A 19,376-nucleotide genomic window follows, 5' to 3' on the forward strand; every position below is an offset into this window, starting at 1 on the left:
CACTGTCAACATCGTCATTTGCTACTGGGACATCATCAACAACAGCAACTGTAACAGGCGCTGTTGCCGTATCACCGTCTGTATCTGTCGCAACAACGTTCACACCACTGATGTCAATCGTGCCACCACCAAGCGCATGTTTAAGCTCATCACTTAGTGTCGCTGTTACGGTTGCGGTACCTGTGTTTCCAGCATCTGCGGTTCCACCGCTTAGCGTCAGAACAATCGCAACACCCTCTGTGTCAGAGCCTGTCCAAGTTAAACCATCACTACTCAGAGACCAGGTTACACTCTCGCCAATTCCGGCAATACTTGGATTATTGGTACCATCAAACACAACAGTCTGAATATTATCTGAACCAGCCTGGAAGGTAATGGTACCACTGTCTTCCTCAGACGTATCAGCGCTATCGCCCAAACCAGTCTCGCTAACGCTCAGCGCCAACGGACCACTAGATGGATCTGTCACTTCTGGAACGCCGCCGTCGTTGATCGTAATAACCAACTCGGCAACGTCCGTATCACCATCGCCATCTGTGATTGTGTAGCTAAAGGTATCGGTAATCGGGTTTTCATTGTCCAGGTTGCCGTTCGCTACATAAGTGTAGCTACCATCTGCATACAGGGTCAGCGTACCATGGCTACCAACAATCGGCGTACCTACAGAACCTGTTGGTTCGGCACCGTTTTCGTCACCGGTACGAACACCTGTAATTGCAGGAGAAGCCTGACCATCAACACCAAAGTCATCGTTACTAAGAACACCATTAGCAGAAGTGACTAGCAGTGTCGTTCCTTCGGTAACGGTGCCTGCGTCATCTACAGCCAACAATGTATCATCGTTGACCTGAACAGTGATGATATGTGCTACGGAATCACCATCATTATCTGTAACGGTAAATTTGAAGCCAAGATCAAGAACATCAATTGGGTTCGCACCATCAAAGTGATCAATAGGCGCAAACTGCTCAAAGATATACTTACCTGTATCCTGATTATACGTGAAGCTATAGACAGGTGTCGCACCACCATCAATTGTTCCGTTAATGGTCCAGATGGTTTCACCGTCGACCACAGCGGACGTTGCTGCAGAAGCAACAATTGCCTGCCCGCCAGATTCAAGTGCTGTTGTCACACTGTAATCGTTTGCAGCTGTATCAAGTTTTGCACCAACGGCTTCAATAGCAAGAGACTGTAGTCCGTCAGAACCCGCGTTGAACAACACAGTACCTGTGGCAACTTCTTTAACTGTTACGGTTAGATTTGCATCATCGTAATCGTTATCACCACCGACGTTGATATCTTCCCAGTTCTGGTTTCCAGCAACATCTGTCAAATCGGTAAGGTGTTCTTTGTTGTTCGGGTTCAACGCCTGGTTATCAAACAATGCATCCGCACCACCAGAACCTTGCAGTTGAGTACCATTAACAAAAGCAACCCATTCGCCACCAACTTGAGCGAATGTAACATCCTGCCCTTCCTGAATTAGCGCAGCAGGGTTTTGTCCAAATCCATTCGGGATAAGGAAGAAGCCCATACCGGTCGCCCCTGCAGGAACATCAGTTGCCGTATCAAAGGTAACCGACCCAACCAAATCACCAACTGGTGTCGTGGATGTAACACTTTCTGCAACGATCGTACCGGTCATCGGTTCGCCAGCTGCATTAAAGAAGTAATATCCAAAGGTATTTTGATATGAAGCCTGCGTTAGACCTTCATTAACAATATCAACTTTCAGACCATCACCATGATCAACAAAGTTTACAGATGTAACCGGATCAATACTTTCATCAAGAGAGCTATCTTCCAAAACCGTAAAGGCAGGACCATCGTCCTCAAACTTGATCAGGTTACCAAGCTCCGCATCATCACTATGACTATCGCCATCACCATCCGTAACAGTTACCGTTGCCTCGATAAGGCCGGAAGTCATAACAGCTGAAGACACACCATCCTCATCATGATCATCAAAATCATCATGCTCAATCGCACGGGACTGCTGCACAGTCACAGAACCTGTCACCGGATCAATAGAAACCGTAAAGACCGTTCCACCTGTTGCGGAGCTACCTGTAATAACACCACCTGGTGTCGATTGAGAAAGCGTAATCGGCTCGTTCGTAACCGCATCAAGCAAGCCACTAGTAACTGGCTGCGCACCATTAAGCGTCAAGCTGTAAACCGTCGCATTGCTTGCTGCCGCACCGTCAGAACCAAACGCAGAGCTGTTGGTGAACAACGCTGAACCTGCAACAGTCACATCTGCTAGCAGACCATCAACAGCTGTATCATCACCATCATTCTCTGTCTCATCCAGACGGATCTCAGCCGCATCTTTCACAGAAAGATTTGCAGATGGACCATCATCCTTGAACGAAATCGCTCCGGAAAGATCAACGATCGCATCGTCCGTATCACCGTCTCCATCCGTCAGCGTACCCGTCAGGATAACAGAGCCGGACGCAAGACTGATCTCACTGTCATGATCATTACCATCAGCTCCGTGATCAACCGCACGAACCTGATCAAGCGTAACTTCACCGTCACTGTTAACACTAACCGTAAAGACCAGATCGCCACCAGTCTCCGTACGACCTTCAATAACTCCATTGTTATCTGTCAGAACAACCTTCTGACCTGTTGCTGTATCAACAATACCACTGTCAACAATACCTGTGACTGGATCAACCGCAGGAACACTCAATGCATAGGCAATACCTGCAGAACCATCTTCGCCCGCATCTGCTGTAAACAGACCAGAGAAATCAGTCGTGTCATTAACATTCAACGTCGTGTCATCAACCTGTAGGCTGTCTGCCGCAGCTGCTACGGCCGTCAGAACAGGACCATCATCCTCAAACTTGATGACAGATCCAAGATCCAGAGTATCAACCGACTGATCTCCATCTGCATCTGTAACCGTCGCGACCAGGTTAAGAATGCCTGAATTCATAATTTCAGGGCTGGAGGCCTCATCTGGATCATTGCTGTTATCATGCTCAATCGCACGGGTTTGTGTAACGGTTACATCACCAGTAGAAGGATTCACCGAAACACGGAAAACTTCGCCACCAGACGCAGATGACCCAACAATATCACCACCTGGTTCTTGCGTCAGAATAATCGATTCATCTGTTTGAGCATCGACCAAGCCACTGTTAAGAGGCTGACGACCTTCAATATTTAGTGAGAACTCAGTCGCCCCAGCGGAGGCAGCGCCATCCGCCCCAAATACCGAACTGTCTGTAAAGAGATTGGACCCCAGAATAGTTACATCGGCAAGAAGACCATCAACCGCAGTGTCATCATCATCATTCTCTGTTTCGTCCAGACGGATCTCAGCGTCCTGATTAAATTCAATATCAGCAACCGGGTTGTCATCTGCAACCGTTACAGTAAGGGTTGCCCCATCCTGATCACCATCTGCATCTTCCAGAACATAATCAAATGTCTCGTCTAGTGTATCAGGTGCAGTAGAAACAGAAACAACAGTAAAGTTATCACCAACTGCAGTCAGCGTCACAGACGTAATACCATCAAGATCAAGCTCTAATAGTGTATCACCAGGTGACGTCGTACCCGTTACTGTGCCTGAGGCTGTTTCTGCACTCCAGGCAACAACTTCCCCGGTGGAAGCGTCATCTATTGATCCAAGATTAATCGCAACATAATCACTGGAAACCGTACCGCCAGCATCAGAGAAAGATATTGTAATACTCTCAGCTACACCGCCATCATCAATCGCCGTTGAATCGCCACTTCCTTGTGGAACATTGGCAATTCCAAGACCGCTAAATTCAGAGGCAACAATCTTTACATCGACAGGATTACCGCCTTGGGTTCCAGCACCAGTCAAGGTAACGGTTACACCTGTTGCTGGGTTTGTTTGCGTATAGGTTGCACCATCAAAGCTGCCACCACCAAGCGCGAAATCTTCACCCAGATGCGTTGCAGGGCCTTCGTAACTGTAATCACCCAGATTATCACCAGCCATGTCCACAGTCAGGGTCGCGCCAGCTTTAGTCGTGATTGTCAGAACACCGGTCGCAGGATCAAAGCTACCACCGCCGCTGACAGATTGACCATCAGCTGCAAGCTCGTAAGTTACGCCATCATGGGTAATTTCACGGATTGTCCCCGGTTGGTCAGCACCAGCACTTTCACCAGCCTGCAACAGATTGCCTGTCACAACATTCCCTGCGGACTCATCAGTTACATTCAGAACATCATCCAATGCAACTGGAACATCGTCCTGTACACGGATCACAAAACCGTCGTCAACAGTTACACTATCGCCATCACGGTCTGTGGCAACAATTACAGAAGAAAGATCAAGATCAAGGAAACCCTCTGAATTATCCGCCGCATTGACCGGATGATGATCAAGCTGGTCAAGAAGCGTGAAGGTATAGCTGCCGTCTGATTCAACTTTTAACGTGAAAACGGATCCAGCCGTTGTTGACGCTGTCAGCGTATCCCCAGAAACAGCATAGGTAACAGCCAGGCCATTTGAGGTCAGTGTTGGCAGATTGCTCAGATCAGATGCCAAGCTGAACCCGCCACCTGAAGCCGCGCCATCGGAACCAAAGTCAACCAAACCGGCGACAGAACCGTTAGCAACAGTGCTCCCCGCTCCATCCTCATCATTTCCGTCAACAAGATTGTCTTCTTCAACCGTACCGGAAACTGTTCCTATTGTGTTAACAGGACCATCGTCTTTGAAATAAAGGGATGTTCCAAGATCAATAGTGCTATCCGCAGTATCACCATCACCATCAGTAACGGTCGCTGTTAAATTGATTTTCCCTGCGGGTATACCGACCACATCATCATGATTATCCGCATCCGGGTGACGTACAGCACGGATCTGATCTAGCGTAACAACGCCATTTCCATCGACAGTAACCTTAAAGACATCTTCACCAATTATACCACCGACACGTCCGACGACAGTACCAGCACCATCATCATATAACAAAACTGGCTTGCCAGAAATTGTATCAACCAACCCGCTATCTATACCACCAATGGCCGTGATAGCGTAAGTTGTCGGAGCTCCTTGTCCATCAGACCCGAAATCAGCTGTAAAGCGACCACTGAAATCAAGAGAGTCGTTAACACCCAAGTCAGTTTCATCAACAATCAGCGCCTGATTGATGCTGATATTATCAATATAACCACCTAAGCTTTCGCTGTTACCATCACCTTCGAATGCCAGGTTGTTCGTTCCAGCCCCTGCCGTAACAGTTACTGTGAACTGCTTCCAACCGCCTGGTGCATCAGTAGAAGTAAGGTCCTCGACGACAACACCGTTCCACTTAACAATCACATCATCGGTGTCTGTGCCATTATTAACACGTGGCTTGTAATGGAAGGTCAAGACATAATCTTCACCGGCTGTCATGCCGGCAATATCTTGCTGAGCAACAGAGTTTTCGTTCGCATCAAGCTCTAGTAGCGCATCGCCATGTTGAGCCGTTCCAGCAATATTACCATGCTGGATCTCAAACCCGGGCTGTCCTGCCCCGCCATTACTCCACGATCCATCACTAAGATTGTTGAATGTCCCGTAAGTTGCCCCGGAAAGTGTATGACCATCTTCGAAGCTGCCGTTCAACACGAATTCTTGAGGACCAGTTGACGTAACACTTGGACCATCATCTTCAATGGAAATCGAGCTATTTTCATCGTCAAACAGAACAACTGTCGCACTATCTGTTGCAGTATCATCGTCACCATCAGTAACGGTGGTTGTCAGCTTAAGGCCAACTTGAATACCACTATCCGCAGCAGTAAGTAGGTTAATCGCTTCATCATGCGTACCCCCTGACCCATCACCAGCATCAGGGTGATCAATCGCAACATACTGATTAAAGGTCAGATCTGCATTCGCTAGATCATCAATATCATCAATAGAAATACGGAACGCGATACCGTCCAAACCATTCGCACCAGCGGTCGCATCAAAACGACCAACAATCTCTCCACCCTCAAGGAAGAGATAAATCGCCGTACCTTCATAATCTAAAGCAGATGTACCCTGCGTAACACTCAGGTTCGTGGCAACACCGTTTACCGCTGTTGGCAACACACCAGAACCAAGCTCTGTCGTAACACCACCAAGCGTCAGTTCAAACTTGTGTTCAACTGATTTTTCACCATCAGTGCCAGCATCTTTGGTGATATTGAACAAATTACCAAGTGAACCATTATTAACGCCACTTGTAATACTACCAATAGCATTGCTGCCTGTCGGATCTGATACGGTATTACCTGTGTCGTCAGAAGCTGCATTCGGATCACCTGCATCAGCACCCGTGGATTCATCCAAAGTATCAAGTGAAAGTGTCGCAGCTTCAGCGTCTTCGCCCTGACCAACCGTCTTAACAGCAACATCAACAACCGGACCATCGTCTTCAATGGAAATTGAGCTATTTTCATCATCGAAGAGAACAACTGTCGCACTATCTGTCGCAGTGTCGTCATCACCATCTGTAACGGTGGTTGTCAACTTAAGGCCAACGGACGCACCACTATCAGATGTCAGAAGATTGATCGCTTCATCATGATCAGCCGGTGTGCCGTCAGGATGAGAAATCGCAACATACTGATCAAAGGTAAGATCTGCGTTTGTCAGACTATTAATATCATCAAGGGAAATACGGAACGCGATACCGTCAAGACCAGCCGCCGATGTTGCATCAAAACGACCAACGATCTCTCCACCCTCAAGGAACAGATAAATCGCTGTATTAACATAATCAGTGTTCGATGTACCTTGAGTAACATTCAGGTTCGTCGCAATGCCACCAGAAGAATCCGGTGTTCCCTCAAGCGTCAACTCAAACTTGTACTCAACTGATTTTTCACCATCAGTGCCAGCATCTTTGGTGATATTGAACAGATTACCAAGCGCACCGTTATTAACGCCACTTGTAATACTACCAATAGCATTGCTGCCTGTCGGATCTGACACGGTATTACCTGTGTCGTCAGAGGCCGCATTTGAATCACCGGTATCTGTGCCAATAGATTCATCAAGCGCATTAAGGGAAAGTGTTACTGGCTCAGCATCTTCACCTTCACCGACTGTCTTCACAGCAACATCAACAACAGGACCATCGTCCTCAAATTTGATCAGATTACCCAACTCAACTGATTCACTATCAGTATCATCATCACCATCAGTTAAGGTGACAGTTAGCTTGATAGCACCAGCCGCAATTTCCAAAGGATTAGATGCTTCATCATGATCATCTGTGTCACCATGCTTCAACGCACCGAACTGTTCGACAGTTATGCCACCTGTGGCTGGATCAACCGTAATCGTAAAGACTGTTTCACCATCAGCAACACCCGCGATCACATTACCTACCTGACTGAGGTAAACTGGATCACCCGAAGCTGTGGCAAAAAGACCAGAAATACTGCTATCCAGTGTTAATGAGAAGACGCGGGATTTTTCACCGTCTGTACCAGCATCAACAGCGATATCAATCAGGTCTGTGCCCGCAATTTTTGCGTACCCAATTGCGTAAGCTGAAGCACCGACGGCACTTTCGTCATCAGCATTACCATCAGCCGGATCAAAACCAACAGACTCATCAAGTGTTAGCTTGTCAGAAACACCTTCTTTAGTTTTGAAGGTCGTTATGCTTGGGCCATCATCCTCAATGGAAATCGAGCTATTTTGATCGTCGAAGAGAACAACTGTCGCACTATCTGTCGCAGTGTCGTCATCACCATCTGTAACGGTGGTTGTCAACTTAAGGCCAACGGACGCACCACTATCAGATGTCAGAAGATTGATCGCTTCATCATGATCAGCCGGTGTGCCGTCAGGATGAGAAATCGCAACATACTGATCAAAAGTAAGATCTGCGTTTGTCAGACTATTAACATCATCAAGGGAAATACGGAACGCAATACCGTCTAGACCATTCGCACCAGTAGTGGCATCAAAACGGCCAACAATTTCTCCACCCTCAAGGAAGAGATAAATCGCAGTATCAACATAATCAGTGTTTGATGTACCCTGCGTAACACTCAGGTTCGTCGCAATGCCACCAGAAGAATCCGGTGTGCCCTCAAGCGTCAACTCAAACTTGTACTCAACTGATTTCTCACCATCAGTGCCAGCATCTTTGGTGATATTAAACAGATTACCAAGCGCACCATTATTAACGCCACTTGTAATACTACCAATAGCATCACTGCCTGCCGGATCTGATACGGTATTACCTGTGTCGTCAGAAGCTGCATTCGGATCACCTGCATCAGCACCCGTGGACTCATCTAGAGAATTAAGAGAAAGCGTCGCAGGTTCTTCAGTTTCCTCATCAAAAGCGACGGAGACGTCAACACTCGGACCATCATCCTCAACCGTGAAAGTTACATTAGCAGTTGATACATCCCCTTCATCATCAACCACTTGATACGCTAGTTTAAACGAAATCGCTTCATCATGAGTATTATTAGAACCATCACCATCATCAGGATGATCAATTGGGCCATACTGCACAAAAGAAACTGTTCCTGAGTTACCCTCATTATGAAGAGTACCATCAATATAAGCTGCAAAAATCACAACACCATCTGCAACACCCCATACAACTTCAGGGTTAGCCGGGTCTTGCTGAAGTTCAATAGCAACCCCACCAGAAGTAAGAGGATTCCCATCCGTTTTAAGGATAGCACCGCTTACAGCCTCAAATCGAATGTCCTCAAGATCATCAAAAGTATTACTACTTTGACTTGGAGCATCAGTATCAGTCGAACCATCAGACCCATCGACTTCATCGTCAGAGCCGTCGCTTTTGAGATTATAGTTAATATCTACCTGAGCCCAGCCAACTGGAGCTCCCAGTGTTGCAGACGATAGCGTATCAAGAGTAGCAAAGAGTAATGTAGCTGCATCACTATCAATTACTTTATCATTCGATCCGCTATCCTCGCCTTCGGTTTCATCGTGGTTAAGTGAGACATCACTAACGTCAGGAACATCTTCCGTAATATCAAAGGTAAATGTTTCACTTGCCCTGGCGACATTGTTCTCCAGAGTCAATTCATCAGTGCCGACATCAGTTTCCTGTTCTGTCGCAATTGCCGTAACAGTTAAGTTGACTGGCTCACCTGTATTAATTTCTCCGTTAGAATCACGCCCAGTGCCGGGGTTAGCTGGATTTTCAGTTGTATAGTCATTGGTATTAAAGGCAATAACGCCGTTAATTGATGTCGGCAAAGGATCACCAGCTGTGTAAGTGATCGTATAGGTTACCAGCCCATCAACAACCTCACCTGCGACAGCAACCCATCCTGATGGCAAATACCCGTCGAGCAGGGTAAAGTCTTCTGGAACACCTGAAATTTCGAGCGAAAGAACTTCAGAGCCATCTACGTCCCTTAGTGCAGCGTTAAGCGGCACACAAATTGTGCTTTCTTCAGAAATGGCATCATTGCCCGAACGGGACAGCAGAACATGATTATCATTCCCTTCACCAGACTGATTTTGATCAGAAAAAGAGCTTAGGTCATCTGTGGAAATGACATCGTCACCAATACCGATAAGCGGCACATCAGCAACTGCATCAATAATCGCTTCACCACTAAATGGAAGCGTCGCACTTTCACCTGAATCCGGATCAGAAATATTTGCCTGACCAGAAACAGGAATGTCCTCATCACTATCATTAGGTGGAAGAATGAAGACACTATCAAAATCTTCTGGCGTTATTGTTACAGGAAAGCCCCCTGTGTAGAGGTTTGCAGGAGAAAAACCACCTATATACAGCTCAACACCAGCAGGAAGTGCATTAATCTCGACAGAATCGAGTGTCTCGTTATCCGCAGGCGTAAAATTAAACTGCACCTGCATTGGTGCGGCGTATAGCTCACCGGAAGTAAAGGGATCATCATCAAAACCAATATCGCCTTGATCTAGATGCTGATTTGGCAAAGCATCTTCAAAACCACCAGCAAAGGTACCTGAAATCCCACCTTCGGGGCCCTCAACATCAGTAGTGATAAAACTGACAGTAAAAGTTCCCTGCGCCGGATCGGTAATCTCATCCTGCCCTTCGAGCAGTCCAAACTGAAGTTCTGTCGGATCAATAACGCCTTGTGCATTCAGGAGATCAATCGCATTACCGAGATCATCACTATAAACGCTTCCGCCGCCACCAGCAGGGCCAGCGCCTGCACCGGCTGCTGTTTCAAGCGTTTCCCCTTCGGCAAGGGCCTGTGCCTGACCGATCAAAAGACCTGCGGATAATTCAACACCACCAATAACAAGAACAGGCGCATCAGCGCCTTGAGATTCTTCAACCAAATTCTGGAACACAATTCGACTGTCGGCTTCCCCATCACCGTTCGTATCGAATGTCAGGACAAAATCATTTCCCTCAACAATAGGCGTTGCGGCAGTTGCATCAAACGCCAGATTGGCAGTCTGACCTTTGACGAGCGTGACGTTAACGGTTTCGCCCTGGGCTGGCGCCGAAACTTCAACTGCCCCCGCAGCTTGTCCGACAAGCGTTTCACGCCCTGTTTCACCAACGACATTCACATCATTTGTATCAACCATTGCATCACCACCGTTACGATTAAGATCATCAGTCATTTGGAATCCCCCTTAAGGTTCCGATATCTTGTGCCCCTGTGTTGTACAAATTTGTACGGCACATATTTTTGTCAGACGTACCACGCCCATTAAACTTTGGAGTTATATTACTACGAAGCTTTTTCAACTCAAGTGATTCATTTTCAAAAACTACATTAATATATATGAGTTTATTTTCTTAATTTTATTTTAACCATTTTGAACCGCTAACAACACTACGTAATAACACTTACTTACAAATTTATAGGATACTAGAACTAACAAAGCGCTAATGAATCCTTTCCAGAATCTTACCAACAAAAAATGTCTGGATTATTTAACAAAAAAAGCCCTGCCGATTCGGCAGGGCTTTTAGATGACCCGCAGGTCAAATTTTAATTTGATTAGATCAGATTACTGAACCAGATCAATTTCCACAACGCGGTTACCTGGCTCACGAACGCCATCTTCAGTTGGGATCAGAGACTGTGTCTCACCAACAGCATCCGGAACGATACGTCCCACATCAACACCCGCACGCGCCATTGCTTCCATCACGACGGAAAGACGACGCTGAGAAAGTGCCTGGTTATAATCAACAGCACCAGAACGGTCAGCGTGCGCTACCATGCGTACAGTTGATGCATCGTTTGCCTGTGCAGCGGCAAGAGCTTCTTCCAGAGACTGGCGCCCGGCGTCTGTAGCAACAGTACTATCAAAGTTGAAATAGACCAGGAATGAGCTCGCCAACGGAGCCTCATCAGCAGCAGGAGCTGGAGAGATGTATGGCTGGAAGTCAGTAAGTTTGAAAGTTGCAAGAGCATCAAGGCCGTTCATTGCAGCATCAAAAGCTTCTTTACATTCAGCACCACGAGTAGATGGCTGATACTGAACAGAACGGCCAGCTTCAGTTGCTTCAATCCAGCAATCATAATTAACTTGTGCTTTAGCTGCCAACTGTGGCGCTACAACACGACCGCCGCGATCAAACGCCTTACGCATCCGCAACAACGCATCCGCGAACTCAGGCTTCTGATCATCACGCAACCAACGATCATCTGGTGCATCTGGCAAAACTGAAGATCGACGTGCCGCAGTACGCGCTTTGTGATTAAAGTGCTCGGCATCAACCAAGTCCCAGTTATCATCACGCTCTTCAGAAAGCGCAAGATACCCGTCGTACAAAGCATTGCTAAACTGAACGCCTTCTACTTCAAGTCCTTGAGCAGTATCAGTATCAAATAAACCACCGAACATAGCATCCAGCGGTCCAGCATTTGCCGGTGCAGCAGCGATCACAGCCGCAACAGCCCCGAACAGAAAACTTTTTGTTTTCATTGTCCACCCCTTAATGAGTGCTGCAACCCACAGCAGAAATAAATTCAGAGATATCTATACCGTTTCAAACGATTAAGAGCAAGCCATTGTATGTATTTTTCTCTACTCTCACGGTTGAATTCACCTAAAACGAGCTATCCGCAAGCCTAGACACCATTCTTATACGCAGAATTCAGACACCTATAGAGGGCTGAAATCATTAAGAATCGGTTAAAAAAAGAATCCCAAAATGGTCACACCCTTTTGCCATTGACCTTGATACTTTCGTTTCCAGCACAGGTCATCACCACAGCTTCACTGATTTTGTAATTATTTTAAAGAGTTCTAATTTTGCTTGCCCTTAAATCCAAGTCTTTCCTATTCGGAATCTCCTGCCTGTTATTTGCCACGACAGTCTTGTGCAGCTTACCCCAAGCCCAAGCATCATCATTCTATACCAAAGAAGGCACGCCCTCTTCCGGCTACAATCAGGTTAACAAAGGTACTGTCGATGCTCAGGTTTATCCGTGGAGTACTATTGGTCGCCTTAACATCGGGGGTAAAGGGCACTGTACTGGCGTCATGATCGGGAAAAAACATCTCTTCACCCAGGCAAACTGTCTTTATAACAAAGCTGAGAAGCGATGGTGGAATAACAATGAGCTTCACTATCGTGCCGCGTACCAACACGACCAACACATGGCATCGTCTAACGTTGCCCGCATAGAAATCTCTGATAGTTATAACCCGAAATCACCAGATAGCCTTGCCAGCATTGCGGGGGACTGGGCTATCGTGACGTTGAAAAAACCCATTGGCCAATACACAGGTTGGCTGGGACTAAAAAGCATGAACAAAGGAATGCGCCACCATCTAAGATCAGGCTCTGCAAAAATGTTTAACGCCGGATATCACAATGGATGGGAACACGCAGTGCGCCTTTCCAGTGGTTGCTCGCAACAAGTTTCCAAACAAAGATTGCCGAATGTTGGCGCTATTCCCTGTCGCGGAACAAATGTCGCGCAAAGATCATTGCCAACGTTCATTTATCAAAATGGCGCCTATCATCTTGTTTCATCAGCAGCCTTTAGTAAGAACGATGCCCCTAGAAAAAATGACAGCTGGGTTTTTGCCAGCTTGAAAAACGCGCACTATAAATGGGGTAACAGTCGCCGCCCATAATAGTTACTGTAATACTGTTTCTTCAATCAGTTTACGGCAAGATCATTTCTGGTGGGCTATAAACTGTAACGTCAGGAACCGGGCCTTCATACTTTTCAACCTCAACCAATGTGGAATGCGCTGTTGGCCCCTGTCCCAGCTCTGACGACCCTTCATCTCTTGTCAGAACATTCGGGTTGCCAGCGATATCAAGACTCCCGACAACGCCGGGTTCAATCGGATCATACCATGCCCCAGTAGGCAGTTGAATGACACCGGGCTGTAGAGTTGAGCTGATAATTACCCCTGCAAGGGTCGCACCGCGATCATTATAGACCCGGACCACATCACCCGCTTTGAGGTTTCTCTTTTGCGCATCATCAGGATGCATAGTCATTGCCTCTCGACCGGCAACCTTACTTTTTTGACTGGTTTTACCGTGATCAAGCTGACTATGAAGGCGCGTGGCTGGCTGATTTGATATAAGGTGCAAGGGAAACTTTTGAGTACGCGCAGATCCCAGCCACTCTTTAGGTTCAAACCACATCGGATGCCCTTTGCAACTTTCCAATTCGAAAGACGCGACGGTCCTGGAATAAATTTCAATCCGTCCTGATGGCGTTCTCAACTTATGCGCTTGTGGATTCTTACGAAAATCTTCCAGCAGGATTAAGTCTTTTCCAGCAGGAAGGGAATATTCCCCGGCCTCCCAAAAGCTGTCGAAATCGGGCATATCTATGCCGAAGCTGGCGGCGCGTTGACGATTTTTTGCGTGAAACAGCTTGAGCCAATCCATTTCATCACGGCCTTCACTAAAGCGATCCAAAGCCCCAATAGAACGCGCGATCCCGCAAAAGATATCGTAATCGTTTTTCGCCTCACCAATGGGTTCAACAACCTGCTTTAAGGCAAATATATCATCATCGCGTTTGGCACAGACGATATCATTACGTTCCGCTGCCATTGTCGCAGGCAGAACGATGTCGGCATGACGAGACAACGCATTCCAAGTCTGTTCGTGGACAATAATGCTGTCTGGCTTTTGCCAAGCCTTCAAGAGCCTGTTCAAGTCCTGATGATGATGAAACGGATTACCCCCTGCCCAATACACTATCTTGGTATCTGGATAGGTATAGTTCTGACCATTATAGGCAAAGGTCCCACCAGGATTTAACAGCAGATCGCTAATTCGTGCCACAGGTATAAAATCACGTACATTGTTGACGCCCTGATCAAGCGACGCCCAGGTGAAATTTCTGAACTGATGCCCTACGCCGTTCACACCAGCATAACCGAGCCCAAAGCCGCCGCCCGGCAAGCCAATCTGCCCCAGCATGGCGGCCAAAACAATTGTCATCCAATAGGTTTGCTCGCCATAATCAGCACGCTGAAGCGACCAGCTGGCCGTGACCATTGTACGTTTACTTGCCATCTCCACAGCAAGGTCACGGATGATTGATGCTTCTACTCCTGAAATCTTCTCAGCCCAGTCTGCATCCTTAGCCTGTCCGTCGGTTTCTCCCAACAAATAGGGAGTAAACTGGTCAAAGCCAACACAGTATTTACCCAGAAAGTCCTGATCATGAAGGCCTTTTGTATAGAGGTGATAGGCCAAGGCAAGCATGATCGCGACATCACTGCCAGGCCGTAGTTGATGGTGAACTGCGTCCAGAGCATCATCAACATCTTCTCGGATCGGGCCAAAGTTAACAAACTTTGTTCCCGCTTTTTTACAAGCCAGCAAGCCTTCCTTTGCCGAATGCCGCCCGACACCACCAGCGTTAATCTGTCCGTTTTTAAGGGCGACCCCGCCAAACATCACCATCAACTGGCAATGCTTTTCCAATACAGGCCAGGATGTATGCTGTGACAACAACCAATCCATAGACCCCACTACATGGGGTAATATGACTTCGGACGCCGCATAGCTATAGGTGTTTACAGATTTGGTGTAACCACCAATCGCATTCATAAAGCGATGAATTTGGCTCGGGGCGTGATGAAAGCGCCCAGCACTGGCCCAGCCATAAGATCCGGCGAAGATAGCCTGATTCCCAAAATCGGTCCGCACACGGTCCAATTCTTTGGCAACCAGATCAAAGGCAGTATCCCATTCAACCTCGACAAAGGGTTCTGCACCACGCTTATCGGTTGCCGCGCCCGGACCTTTTTCCAAATAGCTCTTTCGAACAGCTGGACGTTTCACGCGACAGGGGTGTTGTATACCATCGACAAAAGATTGACCGATGGCAGATGGATCCGGATCCATCTCATGAGGTTCAACAGCAGTGATCTTGCCCTGATCAACAGAAAGATAATATGTGCCCCAGTGGGACGCCGTTAATCTCTTTTCCATCCTACAACACTCTTGTTTCACCTGTTACGCAGCAAAGATAACGAAGCTCTAAGCCCAACAATCAAACGGACTTATTTTGGCGCTTGCAATCTGGGATCAGCGATCGCTTGTTCAACCAAGGCTGCATCTGATCTCATCGCTATGTGTCGGTTGGCAATAATATCATCAATCAATAGAATAAAAGCATTCCACTGAAATTCCTGCAAAGCCTCACCCTTCAGATTTTCTGCCCCTTTCTTCAGGCCAGCGGAAAACTTTTTGATGGTAGATCGCAAAATTGCCTTTCTATGAGAACCCTTGATGGAAATCTGATCTTCGATCTCCTGCTTAATCACAGAAGCTTTTAGCGGAATAACAACCTCACTGCCACGAAGAGTAACAGTTGCGTCCCATGAAAACTCTTCATCTTTGGTTTCGTTTTCGCTCATTTTTTTGTTCTTTATCTTATAAATACCACTTGTCTTTTTAGAGTGATTGATTAAAGCAAAGCCAATCAGTTCACTTATTTCTTTGCCTTGTTCTCACGGCGATAGGCTTTTACATAATCTTCCAGAAGATCAGCAACCAGTTCCGGATCCCCCAGAGAGTCCCAGATGGAAAGATCAATTTCATCATCATCTGTATAGCGCAGACCAAAAACGATCAGATCTTCCGCACCAAACTCGACCAGTTCATCTCTCAAGCCGTCAAGTAGTTCATCACTTTCAGTATTTCTTTCGCTCACGACAATATCCTCATTTTAATCTGATTGTTAGAAGCAGCAAAAATCAACCACCTCATTCTTGTCCCCCTTATGTCAGAGCCATCAGGATCATAAAAGAAAATTCGATCACGTTGCGCGTCTAGACATAGCCGTTCAGCATAATTTTACTTTTCAAAAGAGCCGATGCCCTTTGAAGAAAACACTTCAATTTAAAATAAACACAACAAAGATGAGAGCCGGAAAAGCAGGAACTTATTGCAAGGGGCCACACCGAGACCCCAGATAAGCTGAAATACTTGTCAAAAGAGTAATTAGAATGATCCTATTAGCGATAAACTCGCTCGATCGAGAACCAGCCCAACGTAAAAACTATTTAACGTAAGAACTACTTGCTGGGAAAATCGCGATTGCGAACATCGTTTGCATAGTTCTGAACCGCTTTTGTAATGTCTTCGTGGACCTGCGCATAGCGTTTCACAAAAGAAGGAACATACCCCGTTCCCTGCCCGATCATGTCTTCAGTGACGAGGATTTGGCCATCGCAATCCGATCCGGCGCCAATTCCAATTGTCGGGATTGCAATCTCTTCACTTATTCGTCGTGAAATTTCAGGTTCAGTACACTCGATTACCGTTGCAAAAGCACCTGCATCCGCAACAGCGTGGGCGTCAGCGAGAATCTTTTCTTCATCACGTTGCGTCAGAAAGCCGCCGACTCTGTTGGCATGCTGCGGCAACAAGCCCACATGAGCCAATACAGGTACCCCGCGCTCGACTAGAAAGGCAATAGTCTCAGCCATTTCCTGCCCGCCTTCAAGCTTAATACCCGCACAGCCGGTCTCGGACATAATCCGTGCCGCATTTTCAAAAGCCTGTGCCGGAGATGCTTGGTAACTCCCAAAAGGCATGTCAACAATCACACAGGCTTTCTTGCTACCGCGAACAACCGCGGCACCATGCGCAATCATCATCTCAACGGTTACACTCAGGGTATTGGGCATGCCATAAATAACCATCCCCATACTATCCCCAACCAACAGAAAATCGACATGCTCGTCCAACAGGTTCGCCAGCGATGCTGTGTAAGCGGTCAAGCTCACAATAGGGCGCTGCCCCTTTAGGCGCATAATCTGTGGAATAGTTGTACGTTTAGCCATTTTATCGATCTCTGTAGTGCCTGAAATAATGCTTGATAATGCTCTTGCCCAAAGACATGTAAAGCGCACTATAACCAGATCAATTGTGCACCGCAACAAAGCCCGTCATATAATTATAACACACACGGATTGTCGCGATACAAATCCCCCTGACATCAGGCCAACAATCCACGTTTTTTCGCCGTTTCCCGCAATTCACCCCGAAAATCCGGATGGGCAATAGCAATTAGAGACTCTGCCCTTTGAGACAGCGATAAGCCTTTCAGATCAACCATACCAAACTCTGTAACAACATGATGTGTATCCATGCGGGGATCAGTCGCGGGACCATCCAACTGCGATACAATCCGAGAAACACTGCCCGCTTTTGCCGTTGAATGCAGCGCGACAAAAGACTTACCGCCACGAGAAGCATAGGCCCCGCGAACAAAATCAAGCTGCCCACCCGGGCCACTAAACTCTCGCCCTTTCAAGTACTCGGCATTAATTTGCCCCGTTAAATCAACCTGTAACGCTGAATTAACCGAAATCATATTTTCATTCTGGGCAATAACGGTCGGATCGTTAATATACGAAGCCGGATATCCCGCAAGCGAGGGGTTGTCATCCATAAAGTCATAGAGTTCTTTGTTCCCCAGCGCCAAAGTAAAGAGGTGTTTTAATCTGTGTAACGTTTTACGCTGACCATTAATAACGCCGCTTTTAATCAGGTCCATAATCCCCGGGGACAACAACTCACTGTGCAATCCCAAATCGTTATGCCTCGCCAGATATCCAGCCACAGCATTCGGAACACCCCCAACACCCATTTGAATGGTTGCCCCATCGGGAATCATCTCGACAATCTGTTTGGCAATAATCTCGTCCACTTGCTGTGGGGCTGACGGCAATACTTCCTGAAGAGGTATGTGATTTTCAACGATGGCATCCACTTCTGAGATATGAATCAATGCTTCGCCAAAAACCCGTGGCATTTCTTTATTAACTTCAACGATCAGCTTCCCGCAATTACGCGCGACTGTGGTTCCATAATCACTATTTGTCCCAAGGCTGAAATAGCCATGCCGATCCATGGGGGAAACGGTCGCAATAAAGCTATCCGCACCCAACGTCTCACTCATGAGGCGGCCAACCTGATGAAAGGTACTCGGGATATATTCGAGCCAGCGTTTCCCCTTCTCCAATCCAAGCTTTTCAATCTGCCGATCATGACTACTCATAAAAAGTGAATGCGGTTTGATAACTGACATCACTTCAGGGCTAAGAATTGTTTGACTAGCGTGAGAACTGGCATGCATATAATAGGCATTTAGGCTACTGAGATCCCCACTAACAGCACGATCAGCAACAGACCGCATCAAAGCAGGAGGCATAGAAACCCCCATAGAAATCATCAGATTACTTTTATCTTTGATTTTTTTAACTGCTTCAGATGCGGTCATTAGTTTTTTTGAATAAAGCTCCTGGACCATCGGCATTATTTTTTTCCCAATAAATACTGTCTTCAAAATATCAAGTAAGAGTTACCTTGATAAAATTATAATTTGCAGACACTCAAATGAATTTAAAAATAAACAGTTAGTGCAAGGATCATATCCACATCAGTACCATTCTCGGCAAGCGGTAACATTATTCGTTCGATCGTCTTGTAATTTGGAATATGATACGAGGCAGAACCTTTACGATAGCTTGGCAATTTTGTCTCAACAATATTGATATAGTCTTGATCAAACCCGGAACGGGTAAAGTCAGGAAAAGCTTCGTCTATCCACATCCCCGTACAATCACGATCCATTGCCGCATAGTGAGCTGTTCCAAACAACCTAAAGCGAAATCTCAATGGATCTTGGACAACATCGACCAACCATATATTTGGTAACAGAGCGGGAATATCCATTGGATCGAGATGTTGCCGTCCAGGCAGCGTTGTCTTATCCGGATGGATTGATAACCAATACTCGTAAAGAGCTCGGTTTTTTTCTTCCCATACCTGACGCTCTTCTTCCGTGTATCGTTTCAAGCCTATAACCTGCGAAGCTAAAATGGCGAAATAATCTTCCCCAGAGAAAAAAGAGCATACACGATA

Annotated in this window: 9 protein-coding genes; 1 reads left to right on the forward strand and 8 read right to left on the reverse strand. The window is 46.7% G+C overall.

What is annotated here, in order from left to right; genetic code table 11:
- Both WH95_RS15320 and WH95_RS15325 read right to left on the reverse strand, forming a co-directional pair.
- The coding region (locus WH95_RS15320) for a DUF5801 repeats-in-toxin domain-containing protein (protein WP_046508878.1) at positions 1-10,618 on the reverse strand (10,618 nt) is incomplete at its 3' end.
- A 393-nt stretch (positions 10,619-11,011) separates the two neighbouring features.
- Positions 11,012-11,935: an OmpA family protein gene (locus WH95_RS15325; protein ID WP_046508880.1), complete on the reverse strand. Its 924-nt coding sequence runs from the start codon at positions 11,933-11,935 to the stop codon at positions 11,012-11,014.
- Positions 11,936-12,265: 330 nt separating this feature from the next.
- Here WH95_RS15325 and WH95_RS15330 point away from each other — a divergent pair, with 330 nt between their 5' ends.
- Positions 12,266-13,096, forward strand: coding sequence for a trypsin-like serine peptidase (locus WH95_RS15330; RefSeq protein ID WP_046508882.1), 831 nt, complete (start codon positions 12,266-12,268; stop codon positions 13,094-13,096).
- 31 nt (positions 13,097-13,127) lie between these two features.
- Here WH95_RS15330 and WH95_RS15335 read toward each other — a convergent pair whose 3' ends face one another.
- The 6 genes from WH95_RS15335 to WH95_RS15360 all read right to left on the reverse strand — a co-directional run bounded on the left by WH95_RS15335 (position 13,128) and on the right by WH95_RS15360 (position 19,310).
- Positions 13,128-15,431, reverse strand: a complete 2,304-nt coding sequence (locus WH95_RS15335) for a molybdopterin guanine dinucleotide-containing S/N-oxide reductase (RefSeq protein ID WP_046508884.1) — start codon at positions 15,429-15,431, stop codon at positions 13,128-13,130.
- A 71-nt stretch (positions 15,432-15,502) separates the two neighbouring features.
- On the reverse strand, positions 15,503-15,859 hold the full coding sequence (locus WH95_RS15340; RefSeq protein WP_046508885.1) for a hypothetical protein: 357 nt from the start codon (positions 15,857-15,859) through the stop codon (positions 15,503-15,505).
- Between the two features lie 74 nt (positions 15,860-15,933).
- Positions 15,934-16,155: a hypothetical protein gene (locus WH95_RS15345; protein ID WP_046508888.1), complete on the reverse strand. Its 222-nt coding sequence runs from the start codon at positions 16,153-16,155 to the stop codon at positions 15,934-15,936.
- A gap of 364 nt (positions 16,156-16,519) precedes the next feature.
- The gene (gene panB, locus WH95_RS15350) at positions 16,520-17,290 is read right to left on the reverse strand and encodes a 3-methyl-2-oxobutanoate hydroxymethyltransferase (protein ID WP_046508890.1); all 771 of its coding nucleotides are present in this window, start codon (positions 17,288-17,290) and stop codon (positions 16,520-16,522) included.
- Positions 17,291-17,445: 155 nt separating this feature from the next.
- Complete coding sequence (locus WH95_RS15355; RefSeq protein WP_046508894.1) at positions 17,446-18,768, reverse strand: acetyl-CoA hydrolase/transferase family protein; 1,323 nt, start codon at positions 18,766-18,768, stop codon at positions 17,446-17,448.
- An 86-nt stretch (positions 18,769-18,854) separates the two neighbouring features.
- The gene (locus tag WH95_RS15360) at positions 18,855-19,310 is read right to left on the reverse strand and encodes a PAS domain-containing protein (protein WP_046508896.1); all 456 of its coding nucleotides are present in this window, start codon (positions 19,308-19,310) and stop codon (positions 18,855-18,857) included.
- Between the last annotated feature and the right edge of the window lie 66 nt (positions 19,311-19,376).

This window comes from Kiloniella litopenaei (assembly GCF_000982415.1).
GTDB lineage: Bacteria > Pseudomonadota > Alphaproteobacteria > Kiloniellales > Kiloniellaceae > Kiloniella > Kiloniella litopenaei.

Coding starts and splice junctions, on each gene's coding strand:
- WH95_RS15325 (WP_046508880.1), bottom strand. CDS start 11,935: ATGAAAACAAAAAGTTTTCTGTTCGGGGCTGTTGCGGCTGTGATCGCT.
- WH95_RS15335 (WP_046508884.1), bottom strand. CDS start 15,431: ATGGAAAAGAGATTAACGGCGTCCCACTGGGGCACATATTATCTTTCT.
- WH95_RS15340 (WP_046508885.1), bottom strand. CDS start 15,859: ATGAGCGAAAACGAAACCAAAGATGAAGAGTTTTCATGGGACGCAACT.
- panB (WP_046508890.1), bottom strand. CDS start 17,290: ATGGCTAAACGTACAACTATTCCACAGATTATGCGCCTAAAGGGGCAG.
- WH95_RS15355 (WP_046508894.1), bottom strand. CDS start 18,768: ATGCCGATGGTCCAGGAGCTTTATTCAAAAAAACTAATGACCGCATCT.